General features: G+C 72.8%; 16 protein-coding genes. 6 read left to right on the top strand and 10 right to left on the bottom strand.

The features are described 5' to 3' along the window. The first annotated feature begins 21 nt into the window (after positions 1–21). Together ACZ7PG_RS02560 and ACZ7PG_RS02555 are read left to right on the top strand one after the other, a co-directional pair. A complete protein-coding gene (locus ACZ7PG_RS02560; RefSeq protein WP_470237323.1) occupies positions 22–579 on the top strand; it encodes a carboxymuconolactone decarboxylase family protein in 558 nt (185 codons plus the stop codon). Next, positions 572–1,447, top strand: coding sequence for a helix-turn-helix domain-containing protein (locus ACZ7PG_RS02555; protein WP_470237322.1), 876 nt, complete (start codon positions 572–574; stop codon positions 1,445–1,447). The genes ACZ7PG_RS02560 and ACZ7PG_RS02555 overlap by 8 nt, the downstream gene beginning before the upstream one ends. Here the strand turns inward: ACZ7PG_RS02555 and ACZ7PG_RS02550 are convergent. Next, positions 1,354–1,989, bottom strand: a complete 636-nt coding sequence (locus ACZ7PG_RS02550; protein WP_470237321.1) for an HD domain-containing protein — start codon at positions 1,987–1,989, stop codon at positions 1,354–1,356. The genes ACZ7PG_RS02555 and ACZ7PG_RS02550 overlap by 94 nt on opposite strands. A gap of 71 nt (positions 1,990–2,060) precedes the next feature. Between ACZ7PG_RS02550 and ACZ7PG_RS02545 the strand changes: the two genes are divergently transcribed. Next, positions 2,061–3,014, top strand: coding sequence for a GlxA family transcriptional regulator (locus ACZ7PG_RS02545; protein ID WP_470237320.1), 954 nt, complete (start codon positions 2,061–2,063; stop codon positions 3,012–3,014). Positions 3,015–3,020: 6 nt separating this feature from the next. Here ACZ7PG_RS02545 and ACZ7PG_RS02540 read toward each other — a convergent pair whose 3' ends face one another. Next, complete coding sequence (locus ACZ7PG_RS02540) at positions 3,021–3,434, bottom strand: STAS domain-containing protein (RefSeq protein WP_470237319.1); 414 nt, start codon at positions 3,432–3,434, stop codon at positions 3,021–3,023. A 187-nt stretch (positions 3,435–3,621) separates the two neighbouring features. On the opposite strand from ACZ7PG_RS02540, the gene ACZ7PG_RS02535 reads away from it, so the two are divergent. After that, positions 3,622–4,002 carry an STAS domain-containing protein gene (locus ACZ7PG_RS02535; protein WP_470237318.1) on the top strand — a complete coding sequence of 127 codons (381 nt, stop codon included), beginning with the start codon at positions 3,622–3,624 and terminating at the stop codon, positions 4,000–4,002. A gap of 33 nt (positions 4,003–4,035) precedes the next feature. After that, a complete protein-coding gene (locus ACZ7PG_RS02530) occupies positions 4,036–4,494 on the top strand; it encodes an ATP-binding protein (protein ID WP_470237317.1) in 459 nt (152 codons plus the stop codon). 6 nt (positions 4,495–4,500) lie between these two features. Here ACZ7PG_RS02530 and ACZ7PG_RS02525 read toward each other — a convergent pair whose 3' ends face one another. The 3 genes from ACZ7PG_RS02525 to ACZ7PG_RS02515 all read right to left on the bottom strand — a co-directional run bounded on the left by ACZ7PG_RS02525 (position 4,501) and on the right by ACZ7PG_RS02515 (position 10,977). Beyond that, positions 4,501–5,250 (bottom strand): ATP-binding protein, encoded by a 750-nt coding sequence (locus tag ACZ7PG_RS02525; protein ID WP_470237316.1) that lies wholly within the window; start codon positions 5,248–5,250, stop codon positions 4,501–4,503. A gap of 225 nt (positions 5,251–5,475) precedes the next feature. Beyond that, entirely contained in the window at positions 5,476–10,158 is a 4,683-nt protein-coding gene (locus ACZ7PG_RS02520; protein ID WP_470237315.1) for a DUF6531 domain-containing protein, read from the bottom strand. A 93-nt stretch (positions 10,159–10,251) separates the two neighbouring features. Beyond that, positions 10,252–10,977, bottom strand: coding sequence for an SDR family NAD(P)-dependent oxidoreductase (locus ACZ7PG_RS02515; protein ID WP_470237314.1), 726 nt, complete (start codon positions 10,975–10,977; stop codon positions 10,252–10,254). Positions 10,978–11,041: 64 nt separating this feature from the next. On the opposite strand from ACZ7PG_RS02515, the gene ACZ7PG_RS02510 reads away from it, so the two are divergent. Then, positions 11,042–11,479: a MarR family winged helix-turn-helix transcriptional regulator gene (locus tag ACZ7PG_RS02510; protein WP_470237313.1), complete on the top strand. Its 438-nt coding sequence runs from the start codon at positions 11,042–11,044 to the stop codon at positions 11,477–11,479. Between the two features lie 6 nt (positions 11,480–11,485). Here ACZ7PG_RS02510 and ACZ7PG_RS02505 read toward each other — a convergent pair whose 3' ends face one another. From ACZ7PG_RS02505 to ACZ7PG_RS02485, 5 genes are all read right to left on the bottom strand, one after another. Beyond that, a complete protein-coding gene (locus tag ACZ7PG_RS02505) occupies positions 11,486–12,421 on the bottom strand; it encodes an acyl-ACP desaturase (protein WP_470237312.1) in 936 nt (311 codons plus the stop codon). Positions 12,422–12,547: 126 nt separating this feature from the next. Beyond that, positions 12,548–13,951 carry an MmgE/PrpD family protein gene (locus ACZ7PG_RS02500; protein ID WP_470237311.1) on the bottom strand — a complete coding sequence of 468 codons (1,404 nt, stop codon included), beginning with the start codon at positions 13,949–13,951 and terminating at the stop codon, positions 12,548–12,550. Beyond that, the gene (locus ACZ7PG_RS02495; protein WP_470237310.1) at positions 13,948–14,769 is read right to left on the bottom strand and encodes a cyclase family protein; all 822 of its coding nucleotides are present in this window, start codon (positions 14,767–14,769) and stop codon (positions 13,948–13,950) included. Before ACZ7PG_RS02495 ends, ACZ7PG_RS02500 begins: the two co-directional genes overlap by 4 nt. Then, positions 14,766–15,587, bottom strand: coding sequence for an HpcH/HpaI aldolase/citrate lyase family protein (locus tag ACZ7PG_RS02490; protein WP_470237309.1), 822 nt, complete (start codon positions 15,585–15,587; stop codon positions 14,766–14,768). The genes ACZ7PG_RS02495 and ACZ7PG_RS02490 overlap by 4 nt, the downstream gene beginning before the upstream one ends. After that, positions 15,584–16,771, bottom strand: coding sequence for a CaiB/BaiF CoA transferase family protein (locus ACZ7PG_RS02485; RefSeq protein ID WP_470237308.1), 1,188 nt, complete (start codon positions 16,769–16,771; stop codon positions 15,584–15,586). Before ACZ7PG_RS02485 ends, ACZ7PG_RS02490 begins: the two co-directional genes overlap by 4 nt. Positions 16,772–16,931 lie beyond the last annotated feature (160 nt).

The raw sequence follows: 16,931 nt of genomic DNA, 5'->3' as shown, positions 1-16,931 counted from the left end.
CGGCTGGGCCAAGCTTCCGGCATGACCAGTTATCCGATGCACACCGTGGACACCGCCCCGACCGAGGCGAAGACGCCGCTCACCGTCCTGCGGGAGACGTTCGGGTTCGTGCCCGGCGCCGCGGCCGTCATGGCCGGCTCGCCGCCGCTGCTGAACTCGTTCTTCTCCGCCTTCGGCCACTTCCGCGGCGGCGGCACGTTCACCCCGGCGGAGCGGCAGGTCCTGCTGCTGTCCAACGCCGTCGCGAACGCCAGTGAATGGGCGGTCGCGTTCCACACCCTGGAGGCGCTGGCCGACGGCGTCGCTCCGGAGGCCGTCGACGCCGTGCGCAAGGGTGAGCTGCCCGCCGACCCGCGGATGGCGGCGCTGTCCGCATTGACGACCGCGTACATCGAAAAGCGCGGTCACCTCGGCGAGGTGGACGTCAAAGCCTTCACCGCGGCCGGGTTCACCGAGGCGCAGCTGTTCGAGGTGATCACCGGGGTGGGCATCTCGGCGATGACGAACTACGCCGCGAACGTCGCCCGGCCGCCGCTCGAACCCGTCGTCGAACCGCACGCGTGGAGCGCGGGTGGCTGACGTCGGGCCGCTGCTGAAGCACTGGCGCGCCGCCCGGCGGCTGAGCCAGGTGGCGCTGGCCGCCGAGGCGGCCGTCTCCCTGCGCCACCTGAGCTTTCTCGAGACCGGGCGGGCGAAACCCAGCCGGGCCATGGTGCTCAAGCTCGCCGGCGTGCTCGACGTGCCGCTGCGGGACCGCAACGCCCTATTGCTCAGCGCCGGGTTCTCGCCCGAGTACGCGGAGTCCGCATTGGACGCTCCGGCCCTGGCCACGGTGCGTGACGCGCTCGACGCCATCCTCGCGCAGCAGGAGCCGTACCCGGCGCTCGTGATGGACCGGAGCTGGGACATCCGGCACGCCAACGGCGCCGCGCGGCGGTTCTTCGCCTTCCTCCACAATGGACACAACGGAGAGCCGCCCGGGCCGCCCAACGTGCTCCGGCGGATGTTCCACCCGGACGGCGTGCGGCCGCACGTGACGAACTGGCCGGAGGTGGCCGGCGCCCTCGTCGGCCGCGTGCGCCGGGAAGCGCTCGGCGGCGTGACCGACGAACGCGCCCAGCGGATCCTCGACGAGGTGCTGCACTACCCCGGGGTGCCGGCCTCGCTGCGGACCCTCGACGCGACCGGCCCGCTGCTGCCGATCGTCCCGATCCGCTACGCCCGCGACGGCCTGCGGTTCGGCTTCTTCTCGACGGTGACCACGCTGGGCACGCCGCAGGACGTGACGCTGCAGGAGCTGCGCATCGAGTGCTTCCACCCGATGGACGACGAAACCCGGGCGAACGTCCGGGATCAGCTCGCCCAGGGGGCGCCGGCGGTGGCGCGTTCCAGCTCGGTGACCCCGGCCTCCCGGCGCTCGCGCACGAGCTCGCCCGCGATCGAATAGCGCGGTGCCGCCGCCCCGTCCGCGCGGCCCGCGTGCTCGACGATGGCGTCGACGAGGGAAGCGACCATGGACAGGCGGGGGTGCTCCTCGTGGATCCGCTCGTGCCGGTCGGCGACGACGTGGGCGTTGCGGCCGAAGTCGATGCCCACGCCTTCGCGCGTCAGGTAAGCGAGCAGGCCGCGGCGTTCGGCGATGCCCGGCGAGGTGTGCAGGGCGATCGCCTCCCAGACCCGGTCGACGTCGGGACGGCCGACGCCGTGGCTCGTCAGCAGTTCGGCGGCGAGGTCGGCGCCCTCGACCTCGAAGCGCGTCCGGCCCGGCGCCAGCGTGCCCAGGCCGAGGTCGTGCAGGACGGTCGCGGCGAAGAGCAGCCCGTCGTCGTAGGCCGCGTCGTCCAGGCAGCCTTCGTGCTCGGCGAGCAGCCGGGCGAACAGGAAGCTGCGGATGCTGTGGTTGGCCACCGAAGGGCTCTCCGAACCCCGCACGGTGGCGAGGATCGTGGCGGCGAGCGGTCCGGCCGGCAGTGCGAGGAAGTCGGTCACGACGTCGACGCTAGGAGTCGGCGGACCCGCGGGACAGTGGCCCGAGGGTCGTTCACCGCTAGGATCGTGCCATGAAGAGCGTCACGGTGCTGGCTCTCCCGGGCGTGCTCGCCCTGGACGTCGGGATCCCGGTGCAGGTCTTCGGCTCGGACCCGCACTACGAGCTGACGGTGTGCGCGCGGCGGGGCCCGGTGCCGGTGTCGGGCGGCGGCCTGACCATCACGGCGGAGGCCGGGCTCGAGGCCCTCGAAGGGGCAGGCACCGTGATCGTCCCGGGCTACGACGACGTCGACACACCACCGCCCGCCGAGGTCCTGGCGGCGCTGCGGGCCGCCCACGACGGCGGCGCGAGGATCGTCTCGATCTGCACGGGCGCGTTCGCGCTCGCCGCCGCCGGCCTGCTCGACGGACGGCCCGCGACCACGCACTGGCAGCGCACCGCCGCCCTGCGCGCCCGCTACCCACGCGTGCGCGTGCTGCCCAACCGGCTCTACGTCGACGACGGCGACATCCTGACCTCGGCCGGTGTGACGGCGGGGCTCGACCTTTGCCTGCACCTGATCCGCACCGACGAAGGAGCCGCCGCGGCCAACTCCCGCGCGCGGGACCTCGTCGCCCCGCCGCGGCGCGCGGGCGGCCAGGCGCAGTACATCGAGCGGCTTCGCCCGGACGCGACGGGCGACGAGCTCGGCCCGCTGCGCGAATGGATGCTCGGCGACCTCACGCGGCAGCTCGACGTCGACACGCTCGCCGCCCGCGTCCACCTGTCGCGCCGCACGTTCCTGCGGCGGTTCCGGGAGGAGACGGGGACGTCCCCGATGGCCTGGCTCACGAGTGCGCGCCTGGACCGGGCCCGGGAGCTGCTGGAGACGTCCGACATCCCGGTGGAACACCTCGGCCGGCACACGGGACTGGGCGGCACGGCCACCGTGCGGGCGGCGTTCCACCGGCACCTCGGCACCTCACCGCGGGACTACCGGGCGTTGTTCCGCCACCGGAGCGCTTCGGACGTCACGACCGGATGATCCCCGTCAGCCGGCGTTCCAGACGGCTTCCGCGCGGTTCACGAAGTCGGCGCGGCTGCCCGCGGCGATCGCCCCGAACCGGGTGCGGTAGCAGTCGAGGACCGCTTCGAAACCGGTCGCGTGCAGGAAGTCGCGCACGAGGGGGCGTTCGCCGGTCACCACGCGCAGGCGGTCGGCGCCGCTGCGGTCGTGGGCGGCGCGGACCTCCCGGATCCCGGCGACGGAGAGGAACGCCAGCTCGGACAGGTCCAGGACCAGCACCTCCGGCCGCGGTTCGCCGGCCAGGACCAGGGCCGTCGCCTGCGCGAGCTTGGGGGTCGTGCCGGCGTCGAGCTCACCGGAAAGCGCGAGGACGACGACGCCGGGGGCACCGAGCGTCCGGACCACCTGGAGACGTTCCGGCTGGAAGGAATCGGCCACGGCCACCACGCTCCGCTCAGCCTTCGGACGGCTCCGGCGTGGAGCCGTTCCGAAGTCGGCTACCCGGTACCGGGCGCGGCCAATCGTCCGGACGCGGAAGGCTTCGGGTGGATACCCTGGAACCGGGCCGGGCGGACTCCGCCGGGTACTCGCGTCGCAGCCCGGCCCGGGCGAGAGGAGGACGGTCGTGTCCTCGAATCCGGGCCCGCGCCAGACGGCGGCGAAGATCCTTTCGGTCGCCCGGCACGACGTGCGTCCCGGCCTGCTGGTCATCAGCGCGGCCGGGGAGATCGACGCTCTTTCCGTCGGGCTGCTGCGGCGGGCGCTGTGGCAGGACCTGGCCGCGGTCACGGTGGTGGACCTGTCCCGGGTGACCTTCCTCGGCGCGGCCGGCCTGCGGGCGCTGGGCCAGGCGGCGCGGCGCGGCCACGCCGGGCGGCGGTTGTGCCTCGTCACGCCGGCCCACCCCGTGTCGATCGTGCTGCTGACGTTCTGGAACGACGACCGCGTGTTCCTGTACCCGACGCTGGCCGAGGCGCTGCGGGCGAACCCGGCCGAGCCGGGGTGAACGGACCCGGCGCCGCCGGAGCACACTGGTCCCATGAAGTCCCCGGAAACGGGCGAGCGGCTCGTGTTCACGATCGAGCGGGGCCCGCTCCCGCCGCTCAGCGCACTTCGGCGGTGGATCGCCGGCGCGCTGCCGCGGCTCGACGCCGATCACCTGTGGGCGGTGCAGCTGGTCGTCACCGAACTGGCCACGAACGCCTGCGAACACGGCGCCGGCCCGGTGACGGTCACCGCGTCGGCCACGCTCGTGCCGTGCTCGGTGCTGCTGGAGGTCCACGACGACGGCGAAGGTCGTCCGCAGGTCGTCGCCCCGGGTCCGGCGGCCGGCCGGGGCCGCGGGCTGGTGCTGGTCGGGGACCTCTCCCGGGAGTGGGGTGTGCGGTCCGAGGAGGCCGGGAAGACGGTGTGGGCGCGCATCGACTGCGCTACCGGGACGCTCGCCGCGTGCGCGGTGCGCGCCGAGCCGATCGCGATGGACCCGGAACCGTGCTGAACCGGCTCAGCCCGGGTCGCCGCTGTGCCGCTCGCTGGTGAGGACGGCCCAGACGACCTTGCCGCCGGACCACCGCGAGCTGCAGCCCCACGCCTCCGCCGACCGCGCCACGATGTGCAGTCCCAGCCCGGCGGCGCCCGGCCGCGGCCGGGGAAGAAGGACGGCCGGGTGGGGATCGTCGTCGAGCACGGCGATGGTCAGCCGCCCGCGCCGCAGGTCCAGCCGCAGGGTGGCCGGGGAGCTGGTGTGCTGGGCGGCGTTGGCCGCGAGCTCGCCGGCGACGAGGATGCCGTCGTAGACGAACTGCGGGGCTTCCCACTGCGCGCAGGCCTCGCGCACGGCGGCCCGCGCCATCGCCGACGCTTCGAGGCCGCGGGGGAGGACCAGTTCGGTCTGCTGGCGCGAAGGTTTGCACAACGCGCGTTCGGCACTGCCGACGTCCTCGCCGATGGCGACCTGACGGTGGATGCCGTGCTCCCGCAGCGCCCGGGTCCGGCTCGCGGCACCGGCCAGCGCGAACGGGATCCCGGGCCAGGTCCCGAGCCGCCGCGCGACCACCCCGAACACCCCGACCGGCGCGACGGCGCCGACGTCGAGACCGTCGATGCCGGCGATCACGGCTTCCGGCTCGTCCGCGGCGACCTCCAGGAGGCCGTCGCGCAGGCGCCGGTAGCTGCCGAGGTGCAGGCCGCCGGTCACGGTGACCAGCGTGTACAGCGGCTGTGACGCCACCTCGAGGTCGAGCGTGCCCAGCATCGTCTCTCCTCAGGCGATCCGCGGTGCCGTGCGGCACGGTCCACGCTAGGACGAAGGCGCCGGATCCGGTAGGCCCGCCACCCGCGTGCGTACTCGGCTGGGCCGTCATCCGATCGTGGCGCACCGGCCGTTCGCGCTGTGAGCGGCGGGCGGCCTGACCCGGGCGGAGGTGGTCAGCTGTCTTCGGAGAGCAGGATCGTGGTGAAGACCTCCGGCCGGTTGAGGTCAGCGCTTGGTCTTGTCCCAGAGCAGCACCGGGGGCGCGTCCGGGTAGTCGGCGTCGTGGGCCCAGACCTTGTCGACCTTCGGGTTGTGGCGCAGGATCGGGAACTCGTCCATGTCGAACACGTTGTTGGGCCGCCGCGACCCCAGCTCGTCACCCATGTTCGGCCAGCCGCTCGACTTGCCCGGGGTGTTCGGCAGGGCGATGTGGACGTCGCCTTCCGCGTTGTGCGCCAGTGCCTTCGACGCGTCCTTCCAGACCTTCTCGCCGTTCGGGTGCTTGTCGGCGAACTTGGGCATCTCGACACCGTTGTCCTTCAGGATGCCTTCGAGGGTGTTGCCACCCTTCTTCTTCGCCATGTCGATCGCCGGGTCCTCGAGCGAGCCGTGGTACTTCTGCTCCGTGATGTTCTTGCCGGTGACGGGGTCGTAGAGGTGCGAGTTCGGCTTCGACGAGTCCACGTCCTTGCCCCAGTGGGGGACGCTGGAGAACTCCGAGTCCTTGATGTGGCCGCCCGACCAGAACCACGACTTGTCCTTGCCCGGCGCCATCATCTCGTCCCACTTCTTCGAGAACTTGGCGTACTGCTCGTCGGTCATGTTGTGGGGCCGGATCTTGCCGTCGGGGTCGCGGAACTCGCCCAGCCCGTCCGGCTTCTTGGCGCCCGGCGGCAGTTTCGCCGCGTCGCCGCCGCCCGCCGGGTTGTCCGGGGCCTTCGACCCGCCCGTCTTGCCGCACGGGCTGCCGACCAGGCCGAGCGGGTCGCTCTGCAGGTGCGGCTGCGCCACGTACCCCACCGGGTCGGGCGCCGCGGCCAGGCCGAGCGGGTCCTGGCTCAGGTACCGCCCCGTCCGCGGGTCGTAGTAGCGGTAGACGTTGTAGTGCAGCCCGGTCTCGGCGTCGCGGTACTGGCCGGGGAAGGCCAGCGGCATCGGCGCGGTGCCCGTCGTCGACGGCAGCAGCTCGCCCCAGAAGCTCGTGCGCGCCTGCCAGCCGACGGTCCCGTCCGCGCCGATCAGCTCGGTCGGGGTGCCGGCGGGTGACGTGACCACCGTGTGGAACCGCACCTCCGGGCCCCGCTGCTCGACCTGGACCACGGGCCGGCCGTCGTCGGGACGACGTTCCCACGTGAGCACGCGCGACTTCCCGTCGTCGGTCAGCTCGATCTCCTCGACGAGCTCGGCGCCGCTCCAGACGAACCACGTCTCGGCGGTCTGCCGCGGTGAGCCGTCGTCGCCGAGCACCCAGCGCCGCTTGGCGAACCGCCGCCCGAGCGGGTCGTAGAGGTAGGTCCAGAACGACTCGTCCGGGGCGATGACGGCGATCAGCCGGTCCAGCTCGTCCCAGACGAAACGCCATTCCTCCGGCCCGGTGGGAGTCGCGCGCACCCGGCCGGTCACCCGGCCCTGCGGGTCGTGGCCGTACCGCGTCCCGGCCGGCGGCAGGAGCCTGCCGGCCGCGTCGTAGGTGAAGCGTTCGACGCCTTCGGGCGCGTGTGCCTCGGTGACCCGCCCGGCCGCGTCGAACCCGAACCGGACCGGCCGCGCGTCGTCGAGCGCGGCGAGCCTGCCGTCCGGCGTGTACGTGTAGGCGCGCCGGCCGAGGCCGGTGATCACCTGCTCGGCGAGCCGATCGGCAGCGTCGAAGGCTTGACGCAGAACCTCCGTGCCGTCGACCGTCCGGCGGACCTCCCGGCCGGCTTCGTCGTACTCGAACGCGATTTCGTGACCCGCGATGCGAAGCGACGTCCCGAGTTCGCCGTCGTACCGCCACTCACTGTCCACACCGGACACGGTGGTGCGGTGGACGCCCGCGGCGTCGTAGGTCCACCGGACGCCGACCCCGTTGAGCGTCTCCTCGCGCACGCGTCCCCGCTCGTCGCGCACGATCTGCAGGACCGAGTCGTTGTCGACCGCGTACTCGAGCTGTCCCAGCGCGTCGTAGGCGTATCCGGTGACCCCGGTGGCCGTGCGGCGCTCGACGACGTTGCCGAGCGCGTCGTAGGCGTACTCGGTGACTTCGCCGAGCCCGTTGGTCATCCGGCGCAGCTGCCCGGCCTCGTCGTAGGCGTAGGTCAGCCGGCGCCCGTCGAAGTCGGTTTCCTCCACCAGCCTGCCGGCCGGGTCGTAGGTGTAGCGCCAGGTCAGGCCGCGCGGGTTGGTCACCGCGACCAGCCGCAGCTCGGCGTCGTAGCCGTACACCGTGCGCGCGCCGGTGGCGTCGGACTCCTCGATCGGCAGGCCGAACGGGCCGTAGGTGCGCCGGATCGTCCGCCCGCCGGCGTCCCGGTGCTCGACGACGCGTCCTTCGGCGTCGTGGCGCCAGCTCTCCCGCTCGCCGTGCGGGCCGATCCGCCAGGAGCGTTGCCCTTCGGCCGTCCAGCCCAGCCGGGCCGGGCCGCCGGACGCGGTGTGCACCAGCCGGGGCCGGCCGAACGGGTCGCGGTCGCCCGGCCGCGCCGCCGCGGTGATCTCCGGTTCGTCGCCGAGTGCGCCCGCCGCGCGGTCGACGCGCAACCGGGTGGAGACACCCGGGAGGGCGGCGTAGGGGTCGGCCGCCGCGGTCACGGTCCGCGCGTCGCCCGCTCGCAGCTCCACCTCGCCCGTCGGGGTCGACGTCAGCCGTACGACGGAACCGTCGGGCCGCGTCACCGTCGCCAGCACGTCGTTCTCGTAGCCGTAGAACGTGATCCGGCCCAGTTCGTCGGACTGCGACAGCAGGTCGTCGTAGCGGGTCCACGAGTACCGGCGCGTGTGCCCGAGCGGGTCGGTGCGCTCGACGAGCTGGCCCGCCTCGTTCATCCGGTAGGTCCAGGTGTGGCCCAGCGCGTCGGTGTGCCGGGTGGTCCGGGTGCCGGTGTCGTAGGCGAACGTGCCGTTGAGGTAGCGCTCGGCGCCGACACTGCGGACGCAGCGACCCTGGGCGTCGTAGACGTACCGGTACCAGGTGCCCGCCCGGTCCTGCCAGCCGACGATCCGGTCGTCGACGTCGTAGTCGAGGTTCACCGGGCGCCCGGTGAAGCCTGCGATCTGGGTGAGCTGGCCGAGCCGGTTGTAGCCGTACCGCACGACCGGCGCGCCGCCGGGCACGCCGAGCGCGGCGATCCGGCCGGACGTCGACTCGATGGTGATCTCGGTGCCGTCGTCGCGGCGCAGCAGCCGCGGGACGCCGGTTCCGTCGTGGTCGATCGTGGTGCGGGAGCCGCCCTGCTCGATCTGCGTCAGCGGCAGCACCCCGCCGCGCCCGTCGGCGAACACGAGGTCGCGGACGCCCGTCGACAGCCGGTAGCCCCCGGCGGTCCGGCGCAGCGGGTGGCGCGGTCCGTCGATCGGCAGCACGGGCCGGTCGCCGCCGGGCAGCGGGTACACGAGCACCATGCCGTCCTCGGCGAAGAACCGGACGCCGTCGCGGCCGACCTCCAGCCGCTGGTCCAAAGTGGACGCCCACGACCGGCCGAACCACCGGCCCGCGCGGTAGGACGACAGGTGCGTGCGGGACAGCACCAGCTCGCCCGCGTCGCCCGGCAGGGTCAGGTCGACCTGGGTCAGCACGACCTCGCCGGTGGCGACGTCGACCGGGTCGGAGACGCAGACCTTCTTGTCGTCCGGCACCGCGCGGTCACGCGGGCCGTCGCCCTTGGGGTCGCCCTTGGGCTTTCCTCCGCCGCCGTCGGGACCGCCCTTCGGGGTGCCCCCGGGCGGTGGGCCGTCGGCCGGCGGGTCGCTCTTCGGTGGCGGATCGGTCTTGGGCGGTGGGTCGCTCTTCGGCGGCGGGTCGCCCTTCGCGCCCGACGCGGTGGTGCTGTCGCCGTCTTTGGGCGGCGGGTCGGTCTTGGGTGGCGGCGCGTCGGGATCGCCCTTGCCCTTGGGCCCGTCGAGGCCCTTGGGGTTGCCCTTGATGTCGGCGTGCTTCGGCGGCGGCGCGGCCTTGCCCGGCTTGATGTTCTTCAACGCCTTGGCCGCGTCACCGAACAGGTCACCGGCCCGCTTGAGCAGCGGCACCAGCGCCTTGAGCGCCGTGACGAGTCGCTTGACCAGGTCCGCGATCTTCGACGCGGTCTTCGCGACGGCGCCGATGACCTGCGGGACCACCCAGGTCATACCGATGCCGAGGGTGAAGATCACCTGGAGTGCCCAGCTGATCAGGTGCCCGACGAGTTCGGCGATGATGTCGCGGACCAGCGCCCGCACCGCCGCGACGACCTCACCAGCGGTTTTGACGCCGCTGGAGGCCCCTTCGCAGCCCTTTTGGGCGGTTTCCAGCAGCACGACGGTGTCTTGGGCGCGCTGTCGGTAGGTGTCGCCGGCGGTGCCGGTCCAGGAGGAGATGTCGGTTTTGACCATCCCGGTCAGGTCCTGGCCGATGCTGCCGAGCTCGTTGGCGACGTTCTTCCAGGTCTCGGACTGCGCCGCGATCTCATCGGCGTTGCCGGTGAGTCCGTTGAGAGCTTCCTTGAGCGGCCCGACGTGTTCGATCAGCCAGCCCACCCCGGCGGCGAGGATCGCGCCGAACGGGTCCATGGCCATCGAGAGTGCGTCGAGGGCGGTGCCGACGGCGCCCATCGCGACCGACGCCCAGTCGCCGCTTTCGATCGCGGACTTCAGGTCGTTCGCCGACTCCAGCAGCGAAATCCCCGAGTACGCCTTGGTGGAGTCCTTCGTTTCCGCGACCAACGGATTGCTCACCCGCGCGAAAGTAGCAGCGCGAGAACGCCGGGTGTCGGGGAGGTGAACCGGAGATGCCCGAAAATCCGGCGATCACTGTGCCGGGCGGGCAACTCAGCCCTGAACAGGCCGGCCGTCGAGGAAGAAACCGCCGGTGGGGCCGTCCGCGGGCAGGGTCGCCGCCCAGACGACGCCGAGTGCGGCCTCGGCGGGCGAGCGGTCGTCGGCGTCGTCGCCGCGCTCGGGGTGCGTGGCCACCGAGCCGGGGTCGACGGCGTTGACCAGGATCCCCGTATCGCGCAGCTCCGCGGCCAGTGACGAGGTCAGCGCGTTGAGCGCGTACTTGGCCAGGGAATAGCCGGGCGATCGGACGCCCGCGGTCCCGGCGAGCTGCGTGACGGCGGCGCTGGAGATGTTGACGATCCGCGCCGCCGGAGCGGCCCGGAGCAGCGGCAGGCACGCCTGGACCAGGCCCCAGGCACCGAGGACGTCGACGGTGTAGGCGGTGCGGGCCTCGCTCAGGTCCACGTCGAGCACGGACAGCGTCGTGAAGTCGGGCATGGCGGCGGCGTTGTTGACCAGCGCGTCGAGCCGGCCGGTGGCCGAGCGGACGAACTCGGCGCAGGCCGCGGCGTCGGCCGGGTCCGTGACGTCGAGGCGCACCGCGTCCGCGGAGAGCCCTTCGGCGACGAGCTTCCCGGCCAGCGCGCGCGTGCGGTCGAGGTCCCGGCTGGCGAGGACGGCGTGGTAGCCGCGGGTGGCGAGCTCACGGGCGACGGCGAAACCGAGGCCCTGCGGGCGGCTCGCGCCGGTGACGAGGGCGACCTTGTTTTCGTTCATGAGACCTACTGTAGGGAATTCCTACAATTGTGCCAACCCGCTTTTTCCGCGTAGGATCGTGACCATGACGGACCGTCCCCGAGCGCTGCTGCGCTGGCCCACGTACGTGATGGGGAACCTGCACCGCAGCGGCGTCGCCCGGATCGATGAGGCGCTGGCCGGCTCCGGGGTGGCCCTGCGCGACTACTACGTCCTGGTCTGCGTCGGCGAGTTCGGGCCGCTGGCCCAGCAGCGCGTCGCCGACCGGCTGGGCCTGGACCGCAGTGACCTGGTGAAGGTCCTCGACCGGCTCGAGGCCGCGGGCTGGGTGCTCCGGGAACGCGACACCGAGGACCGGCGGCGGCACCTCCTCACCCTGACCGAGGCCGGCCGGGCCGCGGTCGCGAAGGTCGAGCACGTCTCGGCCGCCGTCACCGGCGAGCTGCTCTCCGCGCTGAGCCCGGGGGAGCGGGAAACCCTGCACCGCCTGCTGCTCAAGGCCTTCGGAGAGCCGCCCGCCTGAAGACCGTCAGCCGTTCTTGAGCTTGGCGCGGCGGGCCTCGGCGGCGTCACGGCGTTCCTCGAAGCGAGCCGCCTGGGCGTCGAGCGTCTTGAGGAAGGTCGCCAGCTCGTCGCGGGCGCGTTCGCCCTCCGGACCGAGGTTGGCCAGGTCGAACACCTTCCAGTAGCGCAGCAGCGGCAGGACGACGTCGTCGTGGTGGATGCGCAGGTCGTAGATGCCCGCCTTGGCGATCAGCGCCGCCTTCCGGGCGAAACTCGGGATCACCGCGCCCGGCATCGCGAACGACACGACCTCGTCGGTGATCGCGCGCATCATGGCGTCGGGGGAGATCTCCAGCGAGGCCTTGACCAGGTTCCGGTAGAACACCATGTGCAGGTTCTCGTCCGTGGACACCCGGGCCAGCAGCCGCTCGGCCAGCGGGTCCTGGGTGTAGCGGCCGGTGTTGCGGTGCGAGATCCGGGTGGCCAGCTCCTGGAACGAGACGTACGCGCAGACGTGCAGCAGCGGCTTGTCACCGGTCTCGTAACCGGCCTGCATCGTCTCCATCCGCATGCGCTCCAGCTCGACCGGGTCGACGGCGCGGGTGACCAGCAGGTAGTCGCGGATGCAGATGCCGTGGCGGCCCTCTTCGGCCGTCCAGCGGTGCACCCAGGTGCCCCACGCGCCGTCGCGGCCGAACGCGCGCTCGATCTCGCGGTGGTAGCTGGGCAGGTTGTCCTCGGTGAGGAGGTTGACCTCCAGCGCCGTCCGCGCGATCGGGCTGACCCGGGACTGCTCGGGGTCCCAGGCCTCCCCGCCGAGCTCGGCGAAGTCGCGCCCCTGGCTCCAGGGGACGTACTCGTGCGGCATCCACTCCTGGGCGGCGGCGAGGTGCCGGTTGAGGTTCTCTTCGACCGTCCCTTCCAGCTCGTACAACAGGCGCGTGCTTTCCGGAACCGGCATGGGGACGTCCTTCCGTACCTACGCGACCGTAACTTACGGTGCCGTAGGTAAGGGTAAACGGACAGTGGCCCCCAGAGGTTCCCGTGGTGGTGCCGGTCACGAAATTCCGGCCGGCACCACCGGCGGTCAGACGCGCAGCAAGCGGGTCAGCTCCGACAGGTCGCCCAGCTCGGCGAGGCCGTACGTCAGCTCCGTGATCCGGGCGCTGACCTCGGCCGGGAGGACCCGGGCCGCGTTCAGGCGGAACTTCGTCGCCAGCTCGTCCGCCGAGAGCGGGTTGTCCGGTCCGCCCCGGTTCACGTCGACGCGTTCCTCCAGTTCGGTGCCGTCGGTCAGCCGCACGCGCAGGACCGCCGGGAACTGGTGGGGGAAGATCTCGTCGCACCGGGCGTCCGGCACGCAGTGCACCTTCGCCGCCAGCGCCAGGCGCGCGGGGTCCGCGGCGGCTTCGTCGGTGAAGTCGTCGTGGAAGACGCCGAGCCCGCCGCCGCCCAGCAGCCCGGCCGCCACCGTGTAGGGGCCGGAGAACGCCGCGTGGTAGCCCGACTTCGGCCGGGTCTTGTCCTCGCGCGGCTCGCCGATCGTGCGCAAGACCGCCGTCGGCGCGCCCAGTTCCAGGTGCTCGATCTCGGCCGGGTCGACGCCGCGTTCGCGGAGCCGCCGGGCCGCGTCGATGCCCGCGTGGGTGAAGTGGTTGCAGGGATAGGGCTTGAAGAAGATCCCCGGCAGCTCCCAGCGCTCGCCGAGGCCGTCGACGATCGCGTCCACATCGGACTGGTCGCCGCAGAACGCCTGCAGCAGACCGAACCGGCCCTCCAGGACCGTCGGCGGGCCGGTGATGCCGTGCCGCGCCATGCCCGCCGCCGTCACCGCGGCGTGGGCCGCCCAGCCGCAGTGGATGCGCTTCACCGTGCCGCCGGTGCGGTTGGCTTCCAGGAGCCCCGAACCCATACTGGCCGCGATGCCGATCGCGTCGGCGATGCCCTCGGCGTCCACATCGGACAGCATCGCGGCGGCCGCCGCGGCGCCCAGGGCACCGCAGATCGCCGTCGCGTGCAGGCCGCGTTCGAAGAACACCGAGTTGCCCAGTTCTTCGTCGTACCCGGCCATGCCGAGCCGCACGGTGATCTCGACGCCGACCCCGATCGCGTCGAGCAGCTGGGCCCCGGTCGCGCCCCGGGACTCCGCGACGGCCAGCGCGGCCGGCACCACGGACGCCGACGGGTGCAGTACCGACGGCAGGTGCGTGTCGTCGAAGTCGAGCGAGTGCGCGAGGGTCCCGTTCAGCAGGGCCGCGCTCGGTTCGGGCAGGCGGTCGCCGGTGCCGATCGCCGTCGCCCGGCCGGTGCCGCCCCACTCCTGGACCAGCGCGCCGACGGCCGCGGCGGGTCGTTCGGCGGTCGCGGCCAGGCTGTTGCCCAGCACGTCGAGCACCCGCCGCGCGGCGTCGTCGCGCAGCTCCGGCGGCAGACCCTTGGCCCGCGCCGACGTCGCGAACGCGGCCAGCTGCTGGACGATCGTCGCGGTCATGCGCTCACCGCCGCGAGGGGCCGCACGGGGGAGCCGGTGCCGCCGACGATCCGCAGCGGTGCCAGCACGAACGCGAACTCGTGGATGCCTTCGGTCGCCACCGCCTCGAGGTTCAGGTGTTCCATGATGAAGATGCCCGACTCCACCAGCAGGATCCGGTGCACCGGCAGCACGGCGTGCCCGGCCCCGGCGGGGATCTGCTCGTAGGCGGTGGTGTCCGCGCCGGTCGCGACGACACGACGCTCCGCCAGCCACTCCGCGGCCGACGTCGTGGCGCCGGGGACGCCGGTTTCCTTGCCCATGTACGTCGTGGCGTCGTCGAAGTTGCGGGCCCAGCCGGTGCGGATCAGCGCGACGTCGCCGTCGCCGGGCTCGGTGCCGGCCCGCTTCGCGGCCGCGTCGAGGTCGTCGGCCGTGACGCCGTACCCCGGCTCCAGCGTCGGGACGCCGTGCACGGCCGCCACGTCCAGCAGGACCGCGCGCCGCAGGAGGCCGGGCAGGTTCTCGGCGCCGTGCGTGCGGAACACGCCGCCCTGCTGGGCCTCGGCGGCATCGACGTCGCCGTGCAGCTTGCCGTCGTGGCTGACGTGCGAGAGCGCGTCGATGTGGGTGCCGACGTGCCCGCCGGTCACGATGATCTCGTTGGCGGCCGACCCGCCGTCCGGGCGGCGCATGTCGCCGTGGCGGCGGATCAGGGTCATCCGGAACCCGGGGTGGTTCGGCGAGCAGGGCATGCCGGTGAAGAACGGCTGCCCGAGCTCGATCAGCCGGACCCCGCCGGCGATCGCCGACAGCAGCGGATCCTGGGGACGTGTCATGAGTGCTGGCCTTCCTTTTCTGCCGGCGCCGCGAGCGCGAGCACCCACCGGGCGCGCGCCACGATCGCGGCGTCGACGAACTGTCCGTGGTGGTCGATCCAGGCCGCCGACCCGTCCGTGGCGAGCCGGTCGAGCAGGTCGCTCGCCCAGGCCGTTTCGGCCGGGTCGGGGGCGCAGACCTCGTGCACCACGGGAATCTGGGCGGGGTGGATCACCGACCGGCCGAAGAACCCGGCCGCCCGCCCGGCTTCGGTGCTCGTGCGCAGGCCATCGAGGTCGCGCACGGCGGTCCACACGCTCTGCACCGGGCTCGGCAGCCCGGCCGCCCGTGCGGCGACGACGACCCGGGACCGCGGCCAGGTCAGCGCGTCCCCACCGGCGACACGCAGGTCGGCGGCGAGGTCGGCCTCGCCCAGGGAGATCCCGGCGACGAGCGGGTGCGCGGTGGCGATCGCGAGGGCGTTTTCCACGCCCAGCGCGGATTCCAGCACCGGGTACACCGGCACGCCGAGCGCGTCGGCGACCCGGCGCAGCTCGCCCGGGTCCTCGCACTTCGGTACGCGGACGCCCGCGGCCCCGCGCAGGGCCTTGATGTCGGCCTCGCCGGCGTCGGTGCCCGGCGCGTTGATCCGGACGAAGGTCTGCGCGCCATCGTCCAAAGCGGACTGCGCGTTCCGCCGTGCCTCGTCCTTCGCCGCCGCGGCGACGGCGTCCTCGAGGTCGATGATCACGGCGTCCGCTTCGCCGTCGAGTGCCTTCTTGATCCGGTCCGGCCGGTCGCCGGGCACGTAGAGCCAGCTGCGCCGAACCTCGCTCACTTGATCACGCCTTTTTCGCGCAGCGAAGCCAGTTCCGGCTCGCCGAGGCCGAGGCGGCCGAGCACCTCGGCGGTGTGCGCGCCGAGCGGTGCCCCGGCCGACGTGAGCTGCCCGGGCGTCTCGGACAGCCGGAACAGCACGTTCTGCATTTTCACCGGCCCCAGTTCCTCGTCGTCGAGCGTGGCGATCGTGCCCAGCGCTTCGAACTGCGGGTCGGTCATGACGTCGGCGGCGGTGTAGATCGGCGCGACGGCGGCCTGGGCCTCCTCGAACGCCTTGACGACGTCGTCGCGGTCGCGATCGGCGATCCACGACCCGACGGCGTCGTCGAGCAGGTCGGCGTGCTGCGCGCGCTCGGCGCCGCTGGCGAACCACGGCTCGTCGATCAGCTCCGGGCGCCCGACCAGCCGCATCACGCGCTCGGCGATGGACTGGGCGCTGGTGGAGATGGCGACCCAGCTGCCGTCGCGGGTGCGGTAGGTGTTGCGCGGCGCGTTGTTCGTGGACCGGTTGCCGGTGCGCGGCTGCAGCGTGCCGAGCTGGTCGTAGGCGATGATCTGCGGCCCGAGCAGTGTCAGGATCGGCTCGATGATGGCGAGGTCGACGACCTGCCCGCGGCCGGTCTGCTCCCGCGCCCGCAGCGCGGTCATCACGGCGTACGCGGTGGTCAGCGCGGCGATCCCGTCGGCGAGCCCGAACGGCGGCAGCGTCGGCGGGCCGTCCGGTTCGCCGGTGATCGCGGCGAACCCGCTCATCGCCTCGGCGAGCGTGCCGAAGCCGGGTCGCTTGGCGTACGGGCCGATCTGCCCGAACCCGGTGACGCGCGTGAGCACCAGGCCGGGGTTGATCTCGCGCAGGACGTCGTAGCCGAGACCCCAGCGCTCCAGCGTGCCGGGGCGGAAGTTCTCGACGACGACGTCCGCGTCGGCCACCAGGTTCTTGAAGATCTCCTGGCCCTCGGGGGAGCCGAGGTAGAGGGTGATCGCCTTCTTGCCGCGGCCGAGCATCTTCCACCAGAGGCCGACGCCGTCGCGCTGCGCGCCGTGGCTGCGGACGGGGTCGCCGTTCGGGTGCTCGATCTTGATCACCTCGGCGCCGAAGTCGCCCAGCAGCGTCGCGGCCAGCGGGCCGGCGAACAGGGTGGCCGTGTCGAGCACCCGGATCCCGGACAAAGCGCCCGTCATGGGGCTTACCTGCCTTTCTCGTCCGGCGAGCGGGGTTCGAGCACCGTTTCGCCGGGGGGAACACTTGTGAACGCCGAGTTTCGTAGTGGCGTCTCTCGGTGTTTTCCAAGTTCGCACTGATCGCACGTGTCCGTCAAGTTATGCGCAGATGTTGACCTGA

It is taken from the genome of Amycolatopsis sp. NPDC114504, assembly GCF_055633595.1.
Note: the sequence above shows the minus strand (reverse complement) of the source record. Positions and strands in the feature narration are given on the sequence as shown.